Below are 22504 nucleotides of genomic sequence, written 5' to 3'. Positions count from 1 at the left end.
TGTTTTTTTGCGGTTTCCCTTAATGTCTTTACCTATTAATATGCTTAAATTAGTGTTCTAAACACGCTAGTATGGTGCTACAATACGTATATTTTGGTATTGCCTTAGTAGGAATTCTGATCTTTCTTTTTATAATGAAAAAGTTGTTCGCCTGGTTAAAAACCAAAGTGAATCGATTAGAGTACAATATCTTTTTTGGTAGTGCCAAGTTTTCTCAGTTTTTTAGATTCATCACACCTAGACGCGAGCGACACATCCTTACTTTTTTATTACGATTGGTACGGATATCGATGACCATTACCTTCTTGGTGTTTTATTTGCCGTTCTTGTTTAGTTTAATGCCGCAAACCAAAGAATATGCAGATATCGTATTGGGATACATCAAAAAGCCATTATTCTTCTTGTATGATGGATTGGTTAGTTTTATTCCTAACCTGTTTTTTATTCTGGTGATCTTTTTTGTTACTAAGTACCTATTGAAATTTCTAAAATATGTGACTACAGAGCTGGAAAGAGAAGCCGTACGTTTGGACGGATTTCATGCCGATTGGGCCAGGCCTACATTTAACTTGTTACGTGTATTTATCGTTGCGTTTGCATTGATTATTGTGTTTCCGTATATCCCGGGATCAGATTCTCCGGCATTCAAAGGGTTGTCTATATTTTTTGGGGTACTGTTTTCTTTGGGTTCCACTTCGGCGATCTCGAATATCGTAGCAGGAGTGGTGATTACTTATATGCGTCCTTTTAAGGTGGGAGATCGCGTAGAGATTGGGAATACGATTGGAGATGTCACCGAAAGAAGTCTGTTGGTTACCCGTATTCGAACCATCAAAAACCTGGATGTAACTATTCCAAACTCTTCCATATTGGGGAATCATATCATCAACTTTACTAAAAATGCAGCCGAAGATGTTGGGATTATCTTGCATACTTCGGTGACTATTGGATACGATGTGCCTAGTAATGACGTTATAAAAGCACTGATAGCAGGGGCCAAGAAAACCGCAATGATACTAGAAACCCCTACACCTTTCGTTTTTGTGAAAAATTTGGATGATTTCTATGTCAATTACGAAATCAATGTATATACCAAAAACCCAGAAAAATCGGCATTGATTTATTCGATGCTACACGAAAATATTAAGAACGAATTACATACTGCGGGGATAGAGATTCTATCACCACATTATCACGCAGTGAGAGACGGGAATGTACTTACAGTTCCGCCAGAAAATATGCCAGAAGGCTATGTACAACCTGGATTTAAATTTGAAAGCAAAAGGTGATTTTGAGATAATCTCGGTCTGTACATTAATTACTAATTTTAAACATAAAACTAATACTAAAAATCGCACAAATGTTACTATCGATCTTACAAGTAGACGCAGAAGAAGGAATTGAAAAAGCACAAGAATGGATAAATTATGGTATCGATTTGGCCAAAGAGTTTGGGCCAAAAATCATTACTGCTATTGTAATTTATATCATAGGTTCTTGGGTGATTAAGCGTATCACCAAAGCACTGACCAAAGTATTTGCAAAGAGTAAATATGACGAATCTTTACAGAAGTTTTTATTAAATCTGGTGTCTTGGGCTCTTAAAATATTCTTGATTATTGTGGTAATATCAAGATTAGGTGTCGATGTTACTACTTTTGCAGCCGTAATTGCTGCTGCTGGTTTGGCTATTGGTATGGCTTTGCAGGGTTCTCTTGCCAATTTTGCAGGAGGAGTATTGATTATGATTTTCAAACCCTATAAAATCGGTGATCTTATCGAAGCACAAGGTGTTTTGGGTGTGGTGAAAGAGATAGAAATCTTTACTACTAAATTGACCACGCCACAAAATAAACTAGCAATTGTACCTAATGGAACAATGGCTAATGGAAATATTATTAATTATACTGCAGAAGGACTAATGCGGGTGGATCTTACCATAGGAGTAGGATACGATGAGGATATCAAGCAAGCCAAAGAGGTACTGCTTAAAGTATTGACGGATAATCCACAGGTATTGAAAGAACCAGCACCATCTGTGAATGTGGTAGCGCTAGGAGAGAGCTCTGTGGATTTTGCAGTAAGACCGTTTACCAAACCAGAAGATTACTGGGATGTATACTTTGCAACCTTAGAAAATAGCAAGTTGGCACTAGATGCTGCAGGTATCGAAATTCCTTACCCACACTCTGTCGAAATACAAAAACAAGGATAATCTCCTTATCTGGAACATAAAAAAGGTCTCCCTTGGGAGACCTTTTTGTTTTGTATCATTTAGCACTAAGAAATTGCAGTGGTGACATGTTTTTCTACAAAGTCCTTGCAATATTCTTTGATCTGATTTCGGGTTTTGGTGAACGCTGCATGAATTTCCTCTTCGGTACCTTCCACTTTTGAAGGGTCAAAGAAGTTGTAATGTAAACGTTCTGCTTTACCAGGAAAGAAAGGACATCTTTCTTTGGCATTGTCACAAACCGTAAGGATGTAATCAAATTCGATATCCAAATACTCATCCAGATTGTTGGAAGTATGATTAGAGATATCAATACTGTCTTCCTTCATGATGGCAATTGCTCGAGGATTTACCCCGTGAGTCTCTACACCGGCACTGTATACAGTAGCTTGATCTTTGGCAAAATGTTTCAAATAGCCTTCTGCCATTTGACTTCTGCAAGAATTACCGGTACATAATACTAAGATATTCATTATGGTGGTGTTTATGTGGTTATATTATTTTTTTACTTCGTCTCTCCAATAAAGTGTTGTCGTACCAAATATCGTGAAGCTTTGCGACTTTTTCCCGAAATCCAATTTCTCGGAATCCTAAAGCTTTATGCAATGCAATGCTTGCTTTGTTTTGGCTAAAAATACCTGCTTGCAAGGTCCAAAACCCTTCGGCTTCACTCTCTTTGATAAGGTATTGCAAAAGTAACTTACCGATACCTAATTTTCTAAAGTTTGATGCTATATAAATGCTAACTTCTGCCACACCACGGTAAACTTCTCGTTTGGAAACGGGTGACAGCGCCGCCCAACCCGCAATTTCGTTGTTCATTTCGGCTTTAAACCGACAAGAAGTAATATGAGTAGCATCCCATTGTTCCCAGCTTGGGATTTGCGTTTCAAAAGTGGCAATTCCCGTAGCAATTCCTTGTCGATAGATCTCAGAAATTACCAGCCAGTCTTGGTGAGTAAAATTAGATATAGCAATATCGGTACTCATCTAGCAACAACCGCTTCCTGGTGCACAAGAATTAGCAGCCGTGGTTTCAGCAGTTTCTGGAACTCCACAAGTTTCTTTGGCTTTACAATCCGTAGGTTGCACGGCTAGTTTCATGATCAGCTGATCGCCTTTGATCAAAAAGCCGGTTACATGCAACTGAGCGGTATGAAACATGGCGTTTCCATATTCGATACGTACAGGAGCCTCCATCTCATAACTTTTCATTGTTCCTACTTTTCTTAAGATACCCAGAGCTTTATAGGTAGACATATAATCTGGTTTGCCAAGTTCGCTTGGGCTTTCCCAAAGTTGAATGATAGTTTCTTTCCAAGAGTCTGTGCCTGCTCCGCAGTCTACAGCATCTACAGTGATATGTTTTACTTCGGTGATGTGATAGTTGGTGCCTACCAACATTCCTGGAGCGTATTCAAATAATAAAGATTTGTCGGGGTGCTCTGCTAATAGGGTGATAAATTCTGAAGTATTCATAGGTTTTTGTGTTTTTAGTGTTAACAACAATTATGTTTTGTAGTATTAAAAAAGGAATTAAGCGATTGCTGCAAGGCGTTCCATCGGTCAAGATCGATACAGTAACACATGCGTTTGCCTTCGATCTCTCCTTTTAGCAAACCAATACTTTTGAGTTCTTTTAAATGCTGTGAGATTGTGGCCTGAGCCAATCCGATTTCCTCTACCAGATCATTACAGATACAAGCATTTTGTTTACTAATGTATTGAAGGATAGCAATACGAGCAGGATGCCCTAATACTTTAAAAAAGTGAGCCAACTCATTTTGCCGTTCGTCAAATATTTGTGTTTTGGTAACTCCCATTTTATTATTTATATATCGCAATATTACGATAATAAAATTGAATAAAAAAGCCAGAAGATAATTTTCTGACTTTTTACTATACTAGAACCAAGGTTTTTTACCCACTTGATAGGTCTGGTAGAATTCCTCATCAGATTTGGTAAGGTAGATAATTCCTTCGATTAATCCGATAAGACCAGGAATCCAAATAAAGAAAACTCCAATTACAAAACATGACAATACGTATGCAATGATGGAGAATCCTAGAAGGATAAATCCTTCTTTTTGATATCCAAGGATAAATTTATGAACACCTAAGCTTCCAAGCACGATCGCTAGAATTCCTGCCAGTATTTTTTTGTTGTCTTGAGAGTCTAATACCTCTTTTGCTTCTTCAGCAAACTCTTTGGCAGTTTCTTTTACGCTTTCAGCAGCTTCTTCAGCGCCTTTTTTGATGTCATCCCCTAGGTTGTTGTTTTCTTCGCTCATGTTGTTTAATTAATTGATTTACTTCAAGAAAAATACAAAAAAAATGTTCTCGAATTACTTTTATTCCAAAAAAGCTTTGTCGATCGGTTCCCAGAGTTCTATTTTATTCCCTTCGGGATCTACAATCCATCCAAACTTCCCGTAGTCATATTCTTCAATCTCTCCAACAACAGTAACTCCTTCTTTTTTGAGTGTTTCTAGTAATTCTACCAGATTCTCTACCCTAAAATTCATCATAAATTCTTTTTTGCTCGGTGCAAAATAAGAGGTGTCTTCAGCAAACGGACTCCATTGTGTAGAGCAATCATTACCCGCTTTGTCTTTCCACCAAAAAGTACATCCGTAATCATCTACAGGTAGCCCCAGATGTTTACCGTACCATTCTTTTACTTTTTTTGGATCTTTGGTCTTGAAGAAAAAACCACCTAATCCTGTTACCCTGTTTTTCATTTATTTCTTTTTTAGGTTATTTTCATATAGATCAATCCACTGCTGCGGTGTCATTTTGGACGCCAACTCGCCGATAAGTTCCATTGGGATTTGATCGATTTTTTTGAAACGAATACAGCTTTTGCCCATATCCAGTTTGGTCTTTACATATTTTGGATACTCCTCCACAAACCAATCCATCAGATCTTTGTCGGCATAGATCCCGCTGTGATATACGGCAATAAAATTCTTTTGCGAGGCAATATTCATAAACGGTAAGGGTAATTTTGGATCACAATGATATCCCCCGGGATAGAGCGAATGTGACACTACGTAACCGATCATTCCGTAACTGATTACTTCCGAAAATCCCTTGGGTAAGTTGTCTTTGATGACTTTTCGCAGTGTACTCATTGCAGCTCTTCGCTCTTCAGGGATAGCTTCAATATATTCGTCTGGTGTACTGGCTTTGTATTGCATACTATTTGTTTTTTGATTGTTAGGATTGTGGTTTACGTTGTAGTATTAGTGCAGAAATTAGGGATATGATAAACCCTATGATAAAGACTGTAGCCGCCATAAGAAGAAAACTCATAAATGTGTTAGAGAACATTTCTTTTTGAGCTTCTAGTTTTTCATATTCTATCTTAAATTCTGCTTCAGATAGTGATTGTCGTATTTGTTCTACATAATGTGCGTAATACTCGGCCATAAAATCGGGATTGATATACTTGATGTAGATCACATCTAATATCCCAAAGGCTAATGCAGCGATTAGCGAAATCAGTACACCAATTAACAAGGCTTTACCAAAAGAGACGATTCCACTATTTTCTTTATCTCTGAAATGCTTAATCCCAAAAAAGACAAAAAGTAGTGATACCACCATGCTGGTATATCCTATAACTTTTTGCATGGAGTAATCCAAGTTTTTACCTAAGAACCAACCCGCCAATGCTAATACACAAATGGTAATGGCACTGTAAATTCCGTAACGTATTACTGTATTTTTCATAGTACTTGCTGTTTAAAAGTTTGATTCAAAAGTAGATCGAACTCGATAATTAGCACTCATACTAAAGTATGAATTGTATACGACTTTGGTATGATTTTGGGGTTATTGGATTATAATTCGAAGCTCTTTGGCAATTTGAATGGCTTGTGTTCTTCGTTTGGCATCTAATTTTACCAGGATATTAGAAACATGTGTTTTGATGGTACTTTCTGAAACGAACAATTTTTGGGCGATTTCTTTATTGGATAATCCTGAAGCAATCTCACACAGTACTTCGTATTCACGTTTGCTAAGTCCTAATTCTTCTATTTTTTGCTGATCAATGACTGTAGAAGTTTCTTTTTGTCGATGTAGCACTCGTTTATTAATAATTACTCCGATCACAAAAAAAAGCAACGCAATACAGGCAATTACAATTTCTATTTTGGTGCTTCCGGTAAGTACACTGTACTTGCTTAATTGAAATAAAGAAAGCAATGCAATAACAAGAGCTGCAAAAATGAAAATGGTTTTCCTCACTGCATAAATTTAGAAAACTCTAGCTTACTTTGAAAGGATATCGATTTCCTGTTGCAGATTTAGCTTCGCTTTTTCTTCATAAGCGTCATAAAAATGATCCGTTTTAAAAATACGGAACATGTTTAAAAAATGGCGAAGGATTTTAATACGCCCTGGATTATAGAGGAGGTCTGGATAATAGTTGTATTCTTTTCTAACGTGTTCAAAATATGTTTTGTAGCCTTCCCAATCACTACCCAAAATAGATAAATCGGCATCGGTAAATAGATTGATGTCGTTATGTTTGGATATTTGATGGCCCTTGGTGGCGATGATCATCTCATAACAAAGTTGTATGCGTTCTTTATCAATATCTAATGTGCCAAGAATAGTGACCGCTTTCTTTGCGCTTTGTTCTTCGTTATTTTGTTTAAGGATATTGTAGATGAAATCATGATAGAATAGAGCAAACAAGGTAATATCCCAATCTTGTATCTGATCTTTTACTGTATGTAGCTGGTTGTAGATATGTTCCAAATGAGTAAGCGTGTGATAATACCGCTTTTTACCCGAGTGTTTTTTTTCTATCTCGTTCCATAAAGTAAATGTATACTCTTCATCTTTGGAGTATTTGGAAAGGAGCGAAATGAAAATCTCTTTTAGCAAAATTGAGCTTTTATTTTGTCAACGATGGTTTGCGCCAGCTTTTCCTTAGATTCAACAGTCCAACCGGCAACATGTGGGGACAGAAGGACGTTGTCTAGTTGCATCAGTGCTTGCAACGCCTCTGGCATTTCTTTTTTAGAAGTAAATAGATTCTCGAACGAGGATTTTTCATACTCTAATACATCCAAGCCAGCGCCCAGAATTTGTTTGTTTTGCAAGGCATCTACCAGATCTTCGGTAACTACACTTTTCCCTCTGGCGGTATTGATCAACCAAAATGGCTTTTTGAATTTATCGATAAATGCTTTGTTGATCATACCAATAGTTTGTGGGGTTTCTGGAGTGTGTAAACTCAAAACATCGGTTTTTTCAAAAAGTTCTTCGAGTTCCACCTGCGTAGCATCACTATTTTCTACATCGTTTTTAATGTCATAGCAAATGACTTCTACGGTAAACCCTCTTAACTTTCTGGCAAAGGCGCGCCCCATGTTTCCGTAACCAATAATCCCTACCGTTTTTCCGTCTAACTCAATACCGCGATGCTCTTCTCGTAACCATTTTCCATCTCTAACGCTCTGATTGGCTTGATTTAGTTTATTGAATAAAGACAATATCATTCCCAGAGCATGCTCACCCACAGCATTTCGATTCCCTTCGGGAGCATTAAAAAGTTGGATTCCTTTTTTTGCCGCATAATCGGTATCAATATTTTCTAAACCAGCTCCAACGCGACCAATAAATTTTAGGTTTTTAGCATTACCCAAAAACGATTGATCAATAGCAAAGCGACTACGGATTACAATACCATCGTAATTCGCAATTTTAGCTTCTACCTCGGTTTTGGATGAGGTATAATCCTCTTCATTATGAAAGCCTGCTTCTGTAAGTTGATCAATGAGTAATGGGTGATTAGTATCTAGGTGAAGAATCTTCATTATTGGTATGTTAGTCTGCAAAAATACCGAATTTACAAGCTTCGGTCGGGATAACAGGATATCTTCCTATAATTTTTGAAAAATTTAAGATTTCTCTACATGTCATTGGTTTGTATACGTACATAAATACGTAGGGTTACCTATACCCTGATTTGGGGTGGATTTTTAGCTTTGCCGCGTAAATAAATTGTTCAAAAACCCCTTAATAAATGAAAAAACAACTACCCTTAATTTTCTTCTTGTTTAGTTTTTCTATTTCGTCAATAATTGCACAAAATCAATTCTTTAATGGAGATGTGATTGCCAAAGGATCTATGCAAATTGGTGGCGACGCTTCGAATGGTTACACTTTTGGGTCTGATACCTTTGTGATGACAGAAAATAACCTAAGAATGTATTTTGATGATACTTCTAGTGGTTCATTTCCAGCAAATGACTGGCGCTTTACATTTAATGATACTAGTAATGGTGGAGACAGCTATTTTGCGATAGATGATGCCACAGGAAACAAGAGACCATTTAGGATTGATGCAGGTGCTCCCAATAATGCGTTTCGAATTGCAGATAATGGAAATATTGGTATTGGAACCAGTAGCCCGGGAACTATAGAACTTAGTATTTTGGATAATGATACTCCAACAATACGTTTAGGGCAAAACGGAGGATTTGGTACACAACTTTGGGATATTGCCGGAAACGAAGCTAACTTTTTTATTAGAGATGTAACTAATGGGAGCAAATTACCTTTCAAAATAGAGCCCAATACGCCTAGTAATACTTTTGCTATAGGAGAAGATGGTAATGTTGGTATTGGATTTACTGGTAACACATTTCCAAATATCAATTCTGAGGCTTCTATACATTTGAAAGCAACCGACCAGGGACTTTTGATCAATAGAATGACTACGGATCAACGAACCACTTTTGGTGCCAGTCTGGATACCGACGAGAATGGAATGATGGTATACGATACCGAAGAGAATAACCTATATCTATGGAATGGTACAGCATGGGTTACTGATACCGATGCCCAAGATCTTGAGTTGTCAGACAATACCTTGAGTTTAACCAATGATGCTACCACCGTTGATCTTGCTAAATACTTGGACAATACTGATAATCAAACCATAGATGTTTTTGAATTGGATGGAAACACTCTAGAGTTATCGTTAGAAAGAGATGGAGAAGCTACTCAGACCGTAGATCTTGCGAAGTATTTGGATAATACGGATGCACAAGAGTTGGCCTTGAATACTAACGAATTGAGTATCTCTGGTGGGACAAACACCATCGACCTATCGGATTATCTGGATAATACTGATGCACAGGACCTGGAGCTTACCACAAATACCTTGAGTTTGACGAATGATGCAACAACGGTAGATCTATCCAAATATTTAGACAATACGGATGCGCAGGATTTAGAACTTAGTGGTAATACGCTGAGTTTAACCAACGATGGAACTGCCGTAGACCTCTCTAAGTATCAGGATAATACCGATGAGCAAACTCTAACGTTAACCAATACGAAGTTAGAAATTTCAGGAGGGAATAGTATCGATTTATCGGTGTTGCAAGACGGAACAGGAACGGATAATCAGACTTTAAACTTGAGTTCTAATGTATTGAGCATCTCGGGAGGAAATACAGTGGATTTTTCAGGGTATGTAAATACGGATAATCAGGATCTAACAGCAGCAAACTTGAATGGGAGTGATCTTACTATCGAGATACAAGATGGAAATTCGGTTACTGTGGATTTGGCACCGCTCATGCTACCGTTAGAAAGTGATTTGATCGATGCTCAGGATGAAATAGCAGATTTGATTTCAGAAAACCAAACACAACAAGCATTGATTGAGGATCTGATTAGCCGAATTGAAGCATTAGAACAAAACTCTGGGAATACACAAAACCCAACTAATAGAAGTAATGTGCCTGTGTTATACCAGAATATTCCTAATCCGTTTAACGGAACCACAACGATCAAGTATTACCTACCTGATGGGATTACTAATGCAACGATTGTGTTTAGTGATATGCTAGGGCAAGTATTCTCTAAAATAGCACTTACAAAAACTGGTGATGGTGAACTCTATATCAATAGCGAAGGGTTAGCCGTAGGAACCTATTTCTATACCATGTATGTAGGTAGTAGAAAAATAGATACAAAAAAGATGGTGATACAGTAAACACAAACTCATCTTGAAAATAAACTATGGCAGGGGGCTATAGTCGATTTGTTTACGCCGAAAACCACCTAATTTATTGGGTGGTTTTCATTTAAAGTAAAATAAGTTTAAAGGGTTTTCAAAAAAATATAAGCATGTAATGCTGTCTTGTTTGATAAATTCAAAGACAACTATGAATAAGTATTCGATTTTGCTCCGGGGTTGCAAAAGGGTTGCAAAAAGGTTTCATTGCGGTTGCAAAGATATTATCTTGTATTTTTGAGATAAAACCAACGTATTGCCCAAAAAACCATCTATTGAAAACAATTCTCACATATATAAGTGCCGTATTAGTATCCTGTACCGTTTGTTCACAATCTCATGATAGTCTTGTTGGCGATTTAAAATATAAAATTCAAAAAGCGACTACCGACTCTGCTCGAATAGGTTATAAAATTGAACTGGTCAAACAAATGCATCGTTTTGATGTGGATACTTCAAGATTCATCATTAATGAGGTTTTAGGTTTTCTGGAAACTAAGAATGATAAAGGGTATTATTATCAAAAGAGTGAAGCAGAAGCACTCAACTATTTGGGGATATTAGATAGTAAGCAAAGTAATGCAGAAGACGCATTGGTCAACTATTTAAAAGCGCTAGATATTAGTGAGTCTATTCAAGACTCCATAAGTATTGGTTTGACATTGCATAATTTAGGAATGTTTTATCGGCGCCAAAAGGAATTTGAAAAAGCAAAACGTTATCTCAAAAGAGCCATTGCAATAAAAAAGAAGGGGACAGATGTAAATGCCCTTGCTTTATCTTATCAAATGTTGGGAACAGTATACTATGCTAATAAGCAGAATGATTCTGCGCTTTTTCATGTATTGAAAGCAAAATCATTGCCTTGTTCCAAAGAAAGATTGGCTAAGGCCAATGGTAGTTTGGCCGCGATCTACTACAGTAATAAAGAATTTGATAAGTCCATCGCAATTTATAAAGAGAATGTTGGACTCTCAAAAGATTTCCTGGATCAAAATGAATTAAGTGTCAGTTATCTCAATGTAGCAGTATTGTATAACGCACTCAAAGAGTATGATCAGGCGTTACCTTATTTGGATAGTGCCATAGCTGTGGCCAAAACACTAAAGCAAAAAGAGCATTTGGTAAAACAGTATTATAGCAGAAGTAACCTTAACGAGACCAGAAAGGATTATGAGCAAGCCTTGCAGGATTATAAAATGTATAAAGCTTACAATGATTCTATAAATGATATTGAAAAAGCAAAACGCATTACAGCATTAGAGCTTAATTACAAATTTGAAAAAGAAAAACAGGCAGATCAATTACAGTTAGAAAACGAGACGGCAAAAAAACAATTATACCTGATCTTATTTGCTATAGCGTTAGTTTTGGGAAGTATTATTTTTTGGTTGACCCGAAAAAATGCAAAACATCGGCTTGCGTTGTCCAAAAACAAATTAGAACAAGAGCAGTTAGAGAAAGTCAAAGCAGAATTGGCATTGGTCACTAGAGAAAAAGAGTTAACAAAAGCAGTGGTGGATAATTCGTTACGCCAGGAAATACTCAATAAAACCCTTGGCGAAATACGCGAAATTATACAGTTAGAAAATGAAAAAGAACGCATTATGGCGTTACACTCGCTATCTGCTTCTTTACTTTCAGAAAAAGCCACCAAAAAAACAACGACCGATTTGCAATCCTATCTCAATAAAGTGAGTTTGGATTTTAAGGTGATTCTGGATAAACAATACACCCAGTTAAAGGAAAAGGAAAAAGAGTTACTTTGTCTAATGACTTTGGGACTTAATTCTACTGAGATAAGTAAACTACAAAACACCACAGTCTCTGCTATAAAATCCTCCCGTTCTCGTATTCGTAAAAAGATAGGTGTCGATTCTAAAGAAGATATTATTGCGTATATAAAAAACGAAAAATAAAACGTAACCACATCAAAAATAGTGGTTGCAACCCCTTTGCAACCCCCTAATCCTTTGGTCATCTTAAAGTTATCTTAATTTTGCACCTGATTTTTACAGAATAGTAGGGCAATAAGTTAGTGCCCCATATTCAAAATCAACAGTATTCTTATTATCTATAATTTAAAAGGCCCCTTATGAAACACTTTTACATTACCTTATTTTTTATTATTAGTTTTTGTACTGCTGGATTTGCCCAAAATGAATTTATCACGACCTGGGAAACTAAAACCGCAGATGAAAATATTACCATACCTACAACCGGATCTGGATATAATTATACCGTAGATTGGGGAGATGGAAACGTAGAAACAGGATTTACTGGAGATGCGCCGCATACATATGCTAATCCAGGAATGCATACGGTTACTATCACAGGTGATTTCCCTAGAATCTATTTTAATAATTCAGGAGATAAAGACAAGATTATAGAAGTAAATCAATGGGGAAACATCGCATGGACAAATTTCTCCGATGCATTTGAGGGATGTACTAACTTAGATGTTACAGCTTCAGATGCTCCTGACTTAAGTAATGTTCAATTTCTCATAAGAATATTCAATGGGTGTGCAAGTTTGGGAACCTCAGAAACTTTAGATTTTTCAAACTGGGATACTAGCGGCATTGTAGCTTTTGGAGGTGCTTTCCAAAATGCTACTGCATTCAATAGTCAAACTATAAAAAATTGGGATGTGGGAAATGCTAGAGGTTTTGTGCAAATGTTTTCAGGAGCAACTTCCTTTAATCAAGATATTGGTAATTGGAATATTGGAGAAAATAGTAATGGTACCAGAAACATGTTATTAATGTTCAATAACGCTACCAATTTCAATCAATCCTTAGGCAGTTGGGATATCAGTAAAGTAACTAACATGAGTAATATGTTAAATAACTCGGGATTATCGCAACAAAATTATGATGCAACACTACTAGGATGGGCAACAGATTCAAGCGGAAATTTGAGTGATGGAATTGATGATATACCAACTGATATTGAGCTTGGGGCACTAGGGCTTAAGTATTGTTCCGCAGCACCTAGGAGAACAACGTTGACCAATGAACCTAATCGCTGGATAATTTCAGATGATATTTTAGACTGTGGTTTTGAGGAAGGCTTTATAACCACTTGGCAAACTATAGCTGCAGATGAAACTATTACTATTCCAACCACAGGAGGTGGGTATAGCTATAGCGTTGCATGGGGAGATGGTTCAGAAGACACCAATATAACAGGAGATGCTTCTCACACATTTGATACACCAGGAATATATACAGTAAAAATTAAAGGCGATTTCCCTAGAATTTATTTTGATAATTCTGGAGATAAAGACAAAATTTTAGAAGTGAAGCAATGGGGAAATATCGCATGGACAAGTTTCACTAATGCCTTTGATGGATGTACTAATATAGATGTTACAGCTTCAGATGCTCCTGACTTAAGTAATGTTAAATCCCTCATAAGAATGTTCTATGAGTGTACTAGCTTGGGAACTTCTGCATCTTTGGATTTTTCAAATTGGGATACTAGTGGTATTACAAATTTTGGAGCTGCTTTCTTAAATGCTACTAAATTCAATAGTGAAACCATAAAAAACTGGGATGTAAGCAGTGGTCATGTTTTTGTACAAATGTTTGCAAGAGCAACCTCCTTTAATCAAGATCTCGGTAATTGGAATATTGGAGAAAATACTACCCGCCCCATAAACATGTTATTAATGTTCAATAATGCTGCCAATTTCAATCAATCCTTAGGCAATTGGGATATCAGTAAAGTGACCAACATGACAAACATGTTAAGCAACTCAGGGTTATCGCAACAAAATTATGATGCAACATTATTGGGTTGGTCTACAGATACAAGTGGAGATTTGAGCGATGGAATTGATGATATACCAACAGGAATTGATTTGGGAGCAAGTGGTTTAACCTATTGTTTAGGAGAAGCTGCGAGAAACACATTAACTGATACTGGTGGGTTAGACTGGAGTATCTCTGATGCCGGACTAGATTGTGCTGATGCTTTTATCACTACCTGGCGAATTAACTCTAATAATGAAGAGATATCATTCCCTATTCCAGATACCGGACTTGATTTTACAGTAGATTGGGGGGATGGAACTATCACCAATGAGACCGAAGAAGCGTATCATACCTATACAAATTCAGGTACCTATACCATTCGTATTTTAGGAAACTACAATCGATTACGTTTTAATGACAATGCAGATAGTAACAAAATACTAACCATCGAACAATGGGGAAGCAATACATGGACCTCTATGGAGGATGCTTTTAGAGGATGTGCCAATTTAGAAGTAAAAGCAACAGACAGCCCCGATTTATCAAATGTTACTTCTGTTGCATATATGTTTGCCCAATGTAGTTCTTTAGATAAAGATTTTCCCGTTGATTTTTCTGGATGGGATACCAGTGGTATTCAAGAATTTACTTGGGCATTTACAGATGCTATAGCATTTAACAGTAGCAGTATTGCGAATTGGGATGTAAGCCAAGCCACTACCTTTGAGTTTATGTTCATAGGGGCGACAGCTTTTGATCAAGATTTATCGGCTTGGGATATCAGCAGCGCAAGAACTATGGAGTCGATGCTACGATCTACTTCCATGTCCGAAGAAAATTATGATAAGACGCTAATTGGTTGGGCTACTTTAGAAGCTGGAGAAACGCAAATTCCAAGTGATATCACATTAGATGCTGATGCTACCTATTGTTTAGGAGTAAATGCCAAAAACACCTTACTAAATGCTCCGTATAATTGGAGTATTGAAGATGAAGGATTAGGATGTCCAGATGAAGACCTTTTTATTACCACATGGAATATCGCTACGGATTTTGAATTTATTACGCTTCCTGTTGTAGGCTCAGGACTGGATTTTGTGGTGGACTGGGGCGATGGTACTGTTACTTTTGAAACCCAAGAAGCGTATCATACCTATGAAAATGCAGGAACGTATACCATGCGTGTTTTAGGAAACTTCAATCGTCTTAATTTTGATGGATATCCAGCGAGTAACAACATTCAAACCATTGAGCAATGGGGACCGAATTCTTGGACGTCTATGGAAGATGCATTTAATGGTTGTGCTAACCTTAGATTAAATGCCGATGATGTTCCTGATTTATCATCAGTAAACTCTACACAACGTATGTTCAAAGGCTGTACCAATTTAGAAGATCTACAAGATAAAATGAGTGATTGGGATATGAGTGCTGTTACTGATACTCGCTCAATGTTTGAGAGCTGTAGCATATTCAACGAAGTAATTAGCGATTGGACTGTAGATAATGTAGAAACCATGAATGCTATGTTTCAGTCTGCAACTGCTTTTAATCAAGATTTGAGTAGTTGGAACACCAGTAAAGTGACCACCTTCGATGATCTATTTTTTGGTGCTTCGTCCTTTAATCAACCTTTAGGAAGTTGGGACATCAGTGCAGCCAATGCTATGGGCAATATGCTGGTAGACGCAGGAATGTCAGAAGAAAATTATGATAAAACCCTTATCGGTTGGGCAACTTTAGAAACAGGAGAAACGCAAATTCCTACAGGGGTAACATTAGATGCCAGTGCCACTTTTTGCTTTGCAGAGGAAGCAAGAAACACATTAACAAGTGCACTGTATAATTGGACAATTACAGATGGAGGAGCAAGCTGCGCTGCTACAGATTTCTTTGTTACTACTTGGCAAACCACTACAGCAAATGAGTCTATTACGATACCAACCTTTGGTACAGGATATGATTATAGTGTAGATTGGGGAGATGGAACTATTGAAACTGGTTTTACGGCAAATGCTACTCATGAGTATACAACTGCCGGTACGTATACCGTAAAGATTACAGGAGATTTTCCAAGAATTCGTTTCAACCTTAGTGGAGCGGATAATCGAAGTAAAATACAAACAATTGAACAATGGGGAACCCAGCAATGGGATACCTTTTCAAATGGTTTTGATGGATGTATCAATCTAAAACTAAATGCAGAGGATACTCCGGATTTATCACAAGCTACACAATTGTCTAGTATGTTTGAAGGGTGTACCAACTTCGAAGATCTAAAGGATAGAATGGGATCTTGGGATGTATCAACGATAGAACGTATCGACAGTATGTTTACAAGCTGTAGTATTTTTAATGAAGATATTAGTGCATGGACATTTACCAATTTGTTAAGAAGTGACTCTGTTTTCGAAGAAGCTCTAGCCTTTAATCAGAATATTTCTAACTGGAATATGGCAACTGTTACTGATATGGCTTTTATGTTTTATAATGCTACTGCTTTCGATCAACCTGTAGGTAATTGGGAAGTTAGTTTGGTTCAAGAGATGGAGGAACTGTTTTTTGGAGCATCATCTTTTGATCAAGATCTATCCAATTGGGATATTTCGAGTGTGACTAGCATGGCTGGAATATTTACAGGAGCTGGGTTGTCACAAACTAATTATGATAGCCTATTGATTGAATGGGCAACTTTAACCGCTGGAGAGATGCAAATTCCTGTTGGCTTAACATTGGATGCAGATGTAGCACATTGTTTAAGTGTAGATGCTGTAAATACATTAACGAGTATGCCTTATAATTGGACAATTAATGATCTAGGGAATTCTTGTCCTGAAGATGCGTTTATCACCTCTTGGTTATTAGAAGACAATGATAGAATTACGATTAGAACCAGTGGTGGATATAGTTATAACTATACTATTGATTGGGGAGATGGTACCAAGGATACCAATGTAACAACAACTATTTCACATGATTATACCACAGCAGGAACTTATAAGGTGTCAATTACTGGTGAGTTTCCAAGATTTACTTTGTTTATTAGAGGTTTTGGGACATTAAGAACTAAAATTCAAACTATTGAACAATGGGGAAATATACAATGGCGTGATTTTAGAAATTCTTTCAATGATTGTGAAAATTTAAAACTAAATGCGGATGATACTCCAGATTTGTCACAAGTCACCGATTTATCCAGTATGTTTGAAAGCTGTACCAACTTTGAAGATTTGAAAGACCAAATAGGAAATTGGGATATGACTACTATTCACAACATTGATAGTATGTTTGAAGAAGGTACCATTTTTAATGAAAATATTGGAGATTGGACATTTACCGTTCTTGAAAATACAGACAGTACTTTTAAAGAAGCTACTTCATTTAATCAAAATATTTCGGGTTGGAATGTGAGTACAGTGCTTGATTTTACAGAAATGTTTCAGGGTGCTACATCTTTTAATCAACCGATAGGAAGTTGGGCTTTGGGTAATGCTGATTATTTATCGGCTATGTTTAGATATGCTACTGCTTTTAATCAAGACTTAAGTTCTTGGGATGTCAGTAATAGTGATGATATTAGAAATATGTTTGAAGGGGCAAGCTCTTTTGATCAAGACCTTTCCGGATGGGATATCAGTAATGTAAGTTTTTTAAATGATTTTTTTATTGGTACTGCCATGTCTCAAGAAAATTATGATGCTACCCTAATTGGTTGGACGACCTTAGAAGCCGGAGAGACGCAAATCCCTACGGGTTTAACTTTAAATGCAGATGCTACCTACTGTTTAGCAGAAGAAGCAAGAAATACTTTGACAGGTTCGTTGTATAACTGGATCATCAATGATGGAGGACGCGGCTGTATTGACCCGGTGATTACTTTGTTAGGGGATAATCCTCAAGTGATTGAATTGGGAGATAATTATGTTGAGTTAGGAGCCGAAGTTACTTATGGAGCCGTACTAACCATTAATACTGCATCAGTAAATACAAATCAGGTAGGTAGTTATATGGTTACTTATGATGCTATTAATAATGTGTCTGGCACTTCTGCGCCTCAAGTAATTAGAACGGTAGATGTAGTAGACACCACTGCACCAATAATCACGTTAACAGGAGATAATCCACAAGAGATAAGCTTAGGAGCTGGGTATACAGAGCTAGGAGCCACTGCCGATGATGGCAGTACCGTTATGATCGATGCTATCGATTTTGTAGATGCTGTAGGGAGCTATACGATCCGATATAATGCTACCGATGCTTCTGGTAATAGGGCTATGGAAGTCACCAGGACCGTTAATGTTATAGATACCTGTCCATTATCCAATCTACCTACAAACAATTTTACAATCACTACCACTAGTGAGACTTGTGAGGCAAAGGATAATGGAACGTTGACTATCACAGCCGCTACGGCATTGGAGTATCGAACCACCATTAATGGAGTAGATCATAGCTTTACATCCTCATTAGCCATAGATAATCTACCTCCGGGGACTTACCCGATCTGTATCACTGTTGAAGGTTTTGCGAACTGTGAACAATGTTTTGAAGCGGTAATCGCTGCAGCAGAATCTCTATCTGGAGCTACCAGTGTACAAAATGATACTACAGGAACCAAAATGCAGGTGGAGATCACCACAGGAACTCCTCCTTATACCGTAACGATCAATGATGAGGTGATAGGTACATTTGCCAACAATAACTTTGCTATAGAGGTCAATCATGGGGATCAGGTAGCAGTATCTTCAAGCCTGGAATGCGAAGGAAAGTTATCCAGCAAAGTGAATTTATTTGATAGCTTTAGAATTGCACCTAACCCAACTAGGGGAGATGTTACTTTATCCGTTCCTGATAGCGTATCAGGAGCAATGACTATATCGATCTATAATTCGATAGGAGTGGTAGTTTCTTCTGGGGAGTATGACATGAGTTCTGGTCAGGTAGTATTGCCAACAGCAAACTTACCACAAGGGATCTACTTGATATCGATAGCAGATGGAGGAACATTTAAGATGGTTAAACAATAAAAAAGGAGAATAATGATAAAGCATATAAAATACTATATAGGATTAGTAATACTAGGAGTAATAATTTCTTGTAGTGGAGATGATGATCGTCCACCACTGATTACCATCAACGAGGCACCTGGAGTTCCATCTTTGGTGTTTCCTACCAATAATTTGATTTGTACTAGTATTGACTTAGAGTTTTCCTGGAATGTGGTTATTGATAGTGATGGTGATGAAGTTCGTTATGTGATCGATATTGCCAGAGATAGTAATTTTAATGACATAGCCTTTACGGTAACGACTACGAATACTACCAATACTTTTACTTTAGAAAAGGGTATACGATATTACTGGAGAGTACGCGCCATAGATAGCGAGGATAATGTGAGTACTTATTCACCGACACAATCTTTTTATACAGAGCCAGAGGCTACGGTAAACAATTTACCGGCAGTGCCAGAACTAGTGAGTCCAGCACAAGGCTCACGTTTATCGGCCACAACAGTTAGTTTAGAATGGAATGCCAGCGATAGCGATGACGATGTGCTATCGTATGATCTTTACTTTGGAGATACAAATCCACCTGTATTATTTGCAGAGGGGATAGATATGACCACTATGGATGTGGATGTATCTTCAGGGAAGGTATATTATTGGCGTATAGTGGCTAGAGATTCCCATCAGAGTGCTACGATTAGCCCTGTATGGAACTTTAGAACAGAATAGCAACCACTCAACCTAGCAAGCGATTACGGAGGTAAGGGGCCGTAACGTATTTATGCCCACTCTTCATAGAGTGGGTATTTCTATTCTTATTTAAAAATCTCAGGAAAAGGAGTAAGCGCTATATCCCAAATCAAAGGCAACACAAAATAGATCAAGATCGTAGTGATGAGAATAGAAACGATATTCATCCAAAGTCCTACTTTCATCATTTTGGGAATGGTCAATAAACCAGAACCAAAAACCACCGCATTAGGAGGTGTAGCCACAGGAAGCATAAAAGCGCAAGAAGCAGCAATAGTTGCACCAATCATCAAAAAGTAAGGATGCACATCTATAGATAGCGCCAAAGCAGCCATAACGGGCATTAGCATTGCAGCGGTTGCTACATTTGATGTAATTTCAGTTAAAAAATTAACCACCATAACAATGGCAAGTATAAGCAGTAGAGAAGGGAACATTTTAAACAATGCCAATTGATTTCCTATCCATTCTGCAAGTCCAGAAACTTTAAAACCTTCAGCCAGGGCCAATCCACCTCCAAATAGCAATAAAATTCCCCATGGAATGTTTTCTGCCGTTTTCCAGTTAATGATTCCTAATTTTTGTCTTTTCCGAGATGGGATTACAAATAAAACAATAGATCCTGCTATGGCAATCAAGGTATCACTAATACCGGGTATAATATGTTTCAGTAAAAAAGAACTAGTCATCCAACATATGGCAACAGTACCAAAAACGAATAGCACTGCTTTTTCTTCATAAGATATCTTACCTAAATGATCCAGTTGGTTTTTGATCGCTGTTTTACCTCCTGGAATTCCTTCCACAGTAATAGGGAACACTTTTTTGGTTAAATACAACCATCCTATGATGAGCATCAAAACAGAGAAGGGCAACCCCAGCATCATCCATTGCGCAAAAGAAATTGTTTCGCCATAAAGCTCTTCCGCAATACCCACAAAAATAACATTAGTAGGCGTCCCAATAATAGTAGCAATACCTCCAATAGAACACCCATACGCCATGGCAAGCATCAAAGATCTACCCATGGTGTTTTTTATCGTTTCTTCGGCCTGAATTTGAGAAACTACAGCAAGTCCTATGGGGAGCATCATTACTGCAGTAGCGGTGTTAGAAATCCACATACTCAAAAAAGCCGTTGCGATCATAAACCCAAGAATCACTTGATTCCAATTACTTCCGATACGATAAATAATGGTAAGAGCAATTCGTTTATGAAGGTTGGTTTTCTCTATGGCTGAAGCCAGAATAAAACCTCCCAGAAAGAGAAAAATCATTGGATTAGCAAAAGCTCCAGATACACCTTTGATAGGCATTACTCCCGTTAATGGAAAAAGTACAAAGGGTAGTAAGGCCGTTACAGCAATAGGAATAGCTTCGGTAATCCACCAAACTGCAATCCAGGTTGCAATGGCTAGGGTAGCCAATCCTTCTTTGGATAGTCCTTCGGGACCTAAAAAAAACAAAATAAACAAGAATAGAACAGGACCTGCAATAAGTCCGATAGTCTTTGTTTTCATGCAGTACGAATTAATAGTATCCTTTTTTCAAAAAACGGATTTGGTGAATTTACTGCATTTTTTACGAAAGCCGAAACCTCTTTTAGATATTCCTAAGTCTAGAGTGCTAGTACCTTTCCTTTTAATTTTGCTGATTTGTAGATCGCTTCAACGATTCTGACATCTTTCATACCTTCTTCTCCTGGGACCATTACCGGAGTGTTATTGATGATTGATAATGCATCATCATCCATTTGTTTGGCTTGTTGATTTCTAATAGGGATATTTAATAAAGTGCCATTGCTTGCCTTTCCTTCTACACCAGCATACATAGAGAATGGAGCCAGAGTGTACCACCCCTTTTCGCAATCTACATAAAGTTCATGCATCGATTTACCAACACTGGTTTTACCATGGGCAATAGCGCCAGAGGGGAATTCTAAGGTGAAATGAGTGGTCTCGTCGGTTTCGGTAAAAATTTCGGGTCGGGTGGTCATTTGTTGGGCAGATACGGATATGGGTTCTTCTCCGGTTACATACCGAGAAGCGTTGAGTGCATAAACCCCAAGATCATACATCGTACCACCACCTAACTCAGCATTTAAACGCCAGCTTCTTGCAGGATTTGAGACATTATATCCTATTTCGGCTCTTAGCGTTTTTATTTTCCCGAAAGGTTTTGTTGTTGCCCAATCCATTACTGTGCGGGTATTGGGTTCGTGTTGCATACGATATCCAATAGTGAGTTGTACTTTATTCTTTTGACAAGCATCGATTATGGATTGGCATTCGGCTTCGGTTTTGGCCATGGGTTTTTCGCACCAAACATGTTTCCCAGTATTGGCAGCTCTAATCGCGTATTTGGCGTGCAAACCGGTAGGGACTACAATATAAATCACATCAATATCGGGATTGTTGGCGATTTGATGCACGGTATCGTAGTTGTATACATTTTGATCCGGGATTTTATACCGCTCTTGCCACTTAGGGATTTTCCAGGGGCTACCCGTTACAATACCTGTAAGCTTACAATGTTTGGTAAGCTGCAAAGCTGGAGCAAGAACTGTTGAGCTATAATTTCCTAAACCTACCAGGCAAACACCGATTTGTTTTTGAGAACCGTTTGAAAAGATGTTGCCATACGGTAATAAACTATACCCAAGTGCAAGGCTGGTATTTCGAATAAAATCCCTTCGATTGACTAACATATC

General features: G+C 37.6%; 19 protein-coding genes. 6 read left to right on the top strand and 13 right to left on the bottom strand.

The window, feature by feature from the left end:
• Window positions 1-71 precede the first annotated feature (71 nt).
• Window positions 72-1289 carry a mechanosensitive ion channel family protein gene (locus BUE24_RS22695; protein ID WP_073321765.1) on the top strand — a complete coding sequence of 406 codons (1218 nt, stop codon included), beginning with the start codon at window positions 72-74 and terminating at the stop codon, window positions 1287-1289.
• A 71-nt stretch (window positions 1290-1360) separates the two neighbouring features.
• Window positions 1361-2215 carry a mechanosensitive ion channel family protein gene (locus BUE24_RS22690; RefSeq protein WP_139242096.1) on the top strand — a complete coding sequence of 285 codons (855 nt, stop codon included), beginning with the start codon at window positions 1361-1363 and terminating at the stop codon, window positions 2213-2215.
• Window positions 2216-2280: 65 nt separating this feature from the next.
• On the opposite strand, the gene BUE24_RS22685 is transcribed toward BUE24_RS22690, so the two are convergent.
• The 11 genes from BUE24_RS22685 to BUE24_RS22635 form a co-directional block, all read right to left on the bottom strand.
• Window positions 2281-2706: an arsenate reductase ArsC gene (locus tag BUE24_RS22685; protein WP_073321762.1), complete on the bottom strand. Its 426-nt coding sequence runs from the start codon at window positions 2704-2706 to the stop codon at window positions 2281-2283.
• 19 nt (window positions 2707-2725) lie between these two features.
• Window positions 2726-3223, bottom strand: coding sequence for a GNAT family N-acetyltransferase (locus BUE24_RS22680; RefSeq protein ID WP_073321759.1), 498 nt, complete (start codon window positions 3221-3223; stop codon window positions 2726-2728).
• Window positions 3224-3712 carry a DUF6428 family protein gene (locus BUE24_RS22675; protein WP_073321756.1) on the bottom strand — a complete coding sequence of 163 codons (489 nt, stop codon included), beginning with the start codon at window positions 3710-3712 and terminating at the stop codon, window positions 3224-3226.
• Window positions 3713-3732: 20 nt separating this feature from the next.
• A complete protein-coding gene (locus BUE24_RS22670; RefSeq protein WP_073321753.1) occupies window positions 3733-4056 on the bottom strand; it encodes an ArsR/SmtB family transcription factor in 324 nt (107 codons plus the stop codon).
• 81 nt (window positions 4057-4137) lie between these two features.
• Window positions 4138-4524: a TM2 domain-containing protein gene (locus tag BUE24_RS22665; RefSeq protein ID WP_073321750.1), complete on the bottom strand. Its 387-nt coding sequence runs from the start codon at window positions 4522-4524 to the stop codon at window positions 4138-4140.
• A gap of 60 nt (window positions 4525-4584) precedes the next feature.
• Window positions 4585-4974 carry a VOC family protein gene (locus BUE24_RS22660; RefSeq protein ID WP_073321747.1) on the bottom strand — a complete coding sequence of 130 codons (390 nt, stop codon included), beginning with the start codon at window positions 4972-4974 and terminating at the stop codon, window positions 4585-4587.
• Window positions 4975-5433, bottom strand: coding sequence for a DUF1801 domain-containing protein (locus tag BUE24_RS22655; RefSeq protein WP_073321744.1), 459 nt, complete (start codon window positions 5431-5433; stop codon window positions 4975-4977).
• Between the two features lie 19 nt (window positions 5434-5452).
• On the bottom strand, window positions 5453-5968 hold the full coding sequence (locus BUE24_RS22650) for a DUF4199 domain-containing protein (protein WP_073321741.1): 516 nt from the start codon (window positions 5966-5968) through the stop codon (window positions 5453-5455).
• 102 nt (window positions 5969-6070) lie between these two features.
• Window positions 6071-6487 (bottom strand): response regulator transcription factor, encoded by a 417-nt coding sequence (locus BUE24_RS24405; RefSeq protein ID WP_073321738.1) that lies wholly within the window; start codon window positions 6485-6487, stop codon window positions 6071-6073.
• A gap of 24 nt (window positions 6488-6511) precedes the next feature.
• Window positions 6512-7132, bottom strand: coding sequence for an HD domain-containing protein (locus BUE24_RS22640; RefSeq protein ID WP_211483334.1), 621 nt, complete (start codon window positions 7130-7132; stop codon window positions 6512-6514).
• Window positions 7126-8067 carry a 2-hydroxyacid dehydrogenase gene (locus BUE24_RS22635; RefSeq protein ID WP_073321732.1) on the bottom strand — a complete coding sequence of 314 codons (942 nt, stop codon included), beginning with the start codon at window positions 8065-8067 and terminating at the stop codon, window positions 7126-7128. Before BUE24_RS22635 ends, BUE24_RS22640 begins: the two co-directional genes overlap by 7 nt.
• A gap of 209 nt (window positions 8068-8276) precedes the next feature.
• Between BUE24_RS22635 and BUE24_RS22630 the strand changes: the two genes are divergently transcribed.
• The 4 genes from BUE24_RS22630 (at window position 8277) to BUE24_RS22615 (ending at window position 19773) form a co-directional block, all read left to right on the top strand.
• Complete coding sequence (locus BUE24_RS22630; RefSeq protein ID WP_073321729.1) at window positions 8277-10259, top strand: T9SS type A sorting domain-containing protein; 1983 nt, start codon at window positions 8277-8279, stop codon at window positions 10257-10259.
• Between the two features lie 296 nt (window positions 10260-10555).
• Window positions 10556-12199, top strand: a complete 1644-nt coding sequence (locus tag BUE24_RS22625) for a tetratricopeptide repeat protein (RefSeq protein ID WP_139242094.1) — start codon at window positions 10556-10558, stop codon at window positions 12197-12199.
• Between the two features lie 176 nt (window positions 12200-12375).
• Window positions 12376-19065, top strand: a complete 6690-nt coding sequence (locus BUE24_RS22620; protein ID WP_073321723.1) for a BspA family leucine-rich repeat surface protein — start codon at window positions 12376-12378, stop codon at window positions 19063-19065.
• A gap of 12 nt (window positions 19066-19077) precedes the next feature.
• Window positions 19078-19773: a hypothetical protein gene (locus BUE24_RS22615; protein WP_073321720.1), complete on the top strand. Its 696-nt coding sequence runs from the start codon at window positions 19078-19080 to the stop codon at window positions 19771-19773.
• 86 nt (window positions 19774-19859) lie between these two features.
• Here BUE24_RS22615 and BUE24_RS22610 read toward each other — a convergent pair whose 3' ends face one another.
• Together BUE24_RS22610 and BUE24_RS22605 are read right to left on the bottom strand one after the other, a co-directional pair.
• A complete protein-coding gene (locus tag BUE24_RS22610) occupies window positions 19860-21314 on the bottom strand; it encodes an SLC13 family permease (RefSeq protein WP_073321717.1) in 1455 nt (484 codons plus the stop codon).
• Between the two features lie 98 nt (window positions 21315-21412).
• Window positions 21413-22501: a Gfo/Idh/MocA family protein gene (locus BUE24_RS22605; RefSeq protein WP_073321714.1), complete on the bottom strand. Its 1089-nt coding sequence runs from the start codon at window positions 22499-22501 to the stop codon at window positions 21413-21415.
• Between the last annotated feature and the right edge of the window lie 3 nt (window positions 22502-22504).

The sequence above is a fragment of the Aquimarina spongiae genome (genome assembly GCF_900141785.1).
Taxonomy (GTDB): Bacteria; Bacteroidota; Bacteroidia; order Flavobacteriales; family Flavobacteriaceae; genus Aquimarina; species Aquimarina spongiae.
The sequence above is the reverse complement of the archived record's forward strand: the minus strand, read 5'-3'. Positions and strand labels throughout refer to the sequence as shown.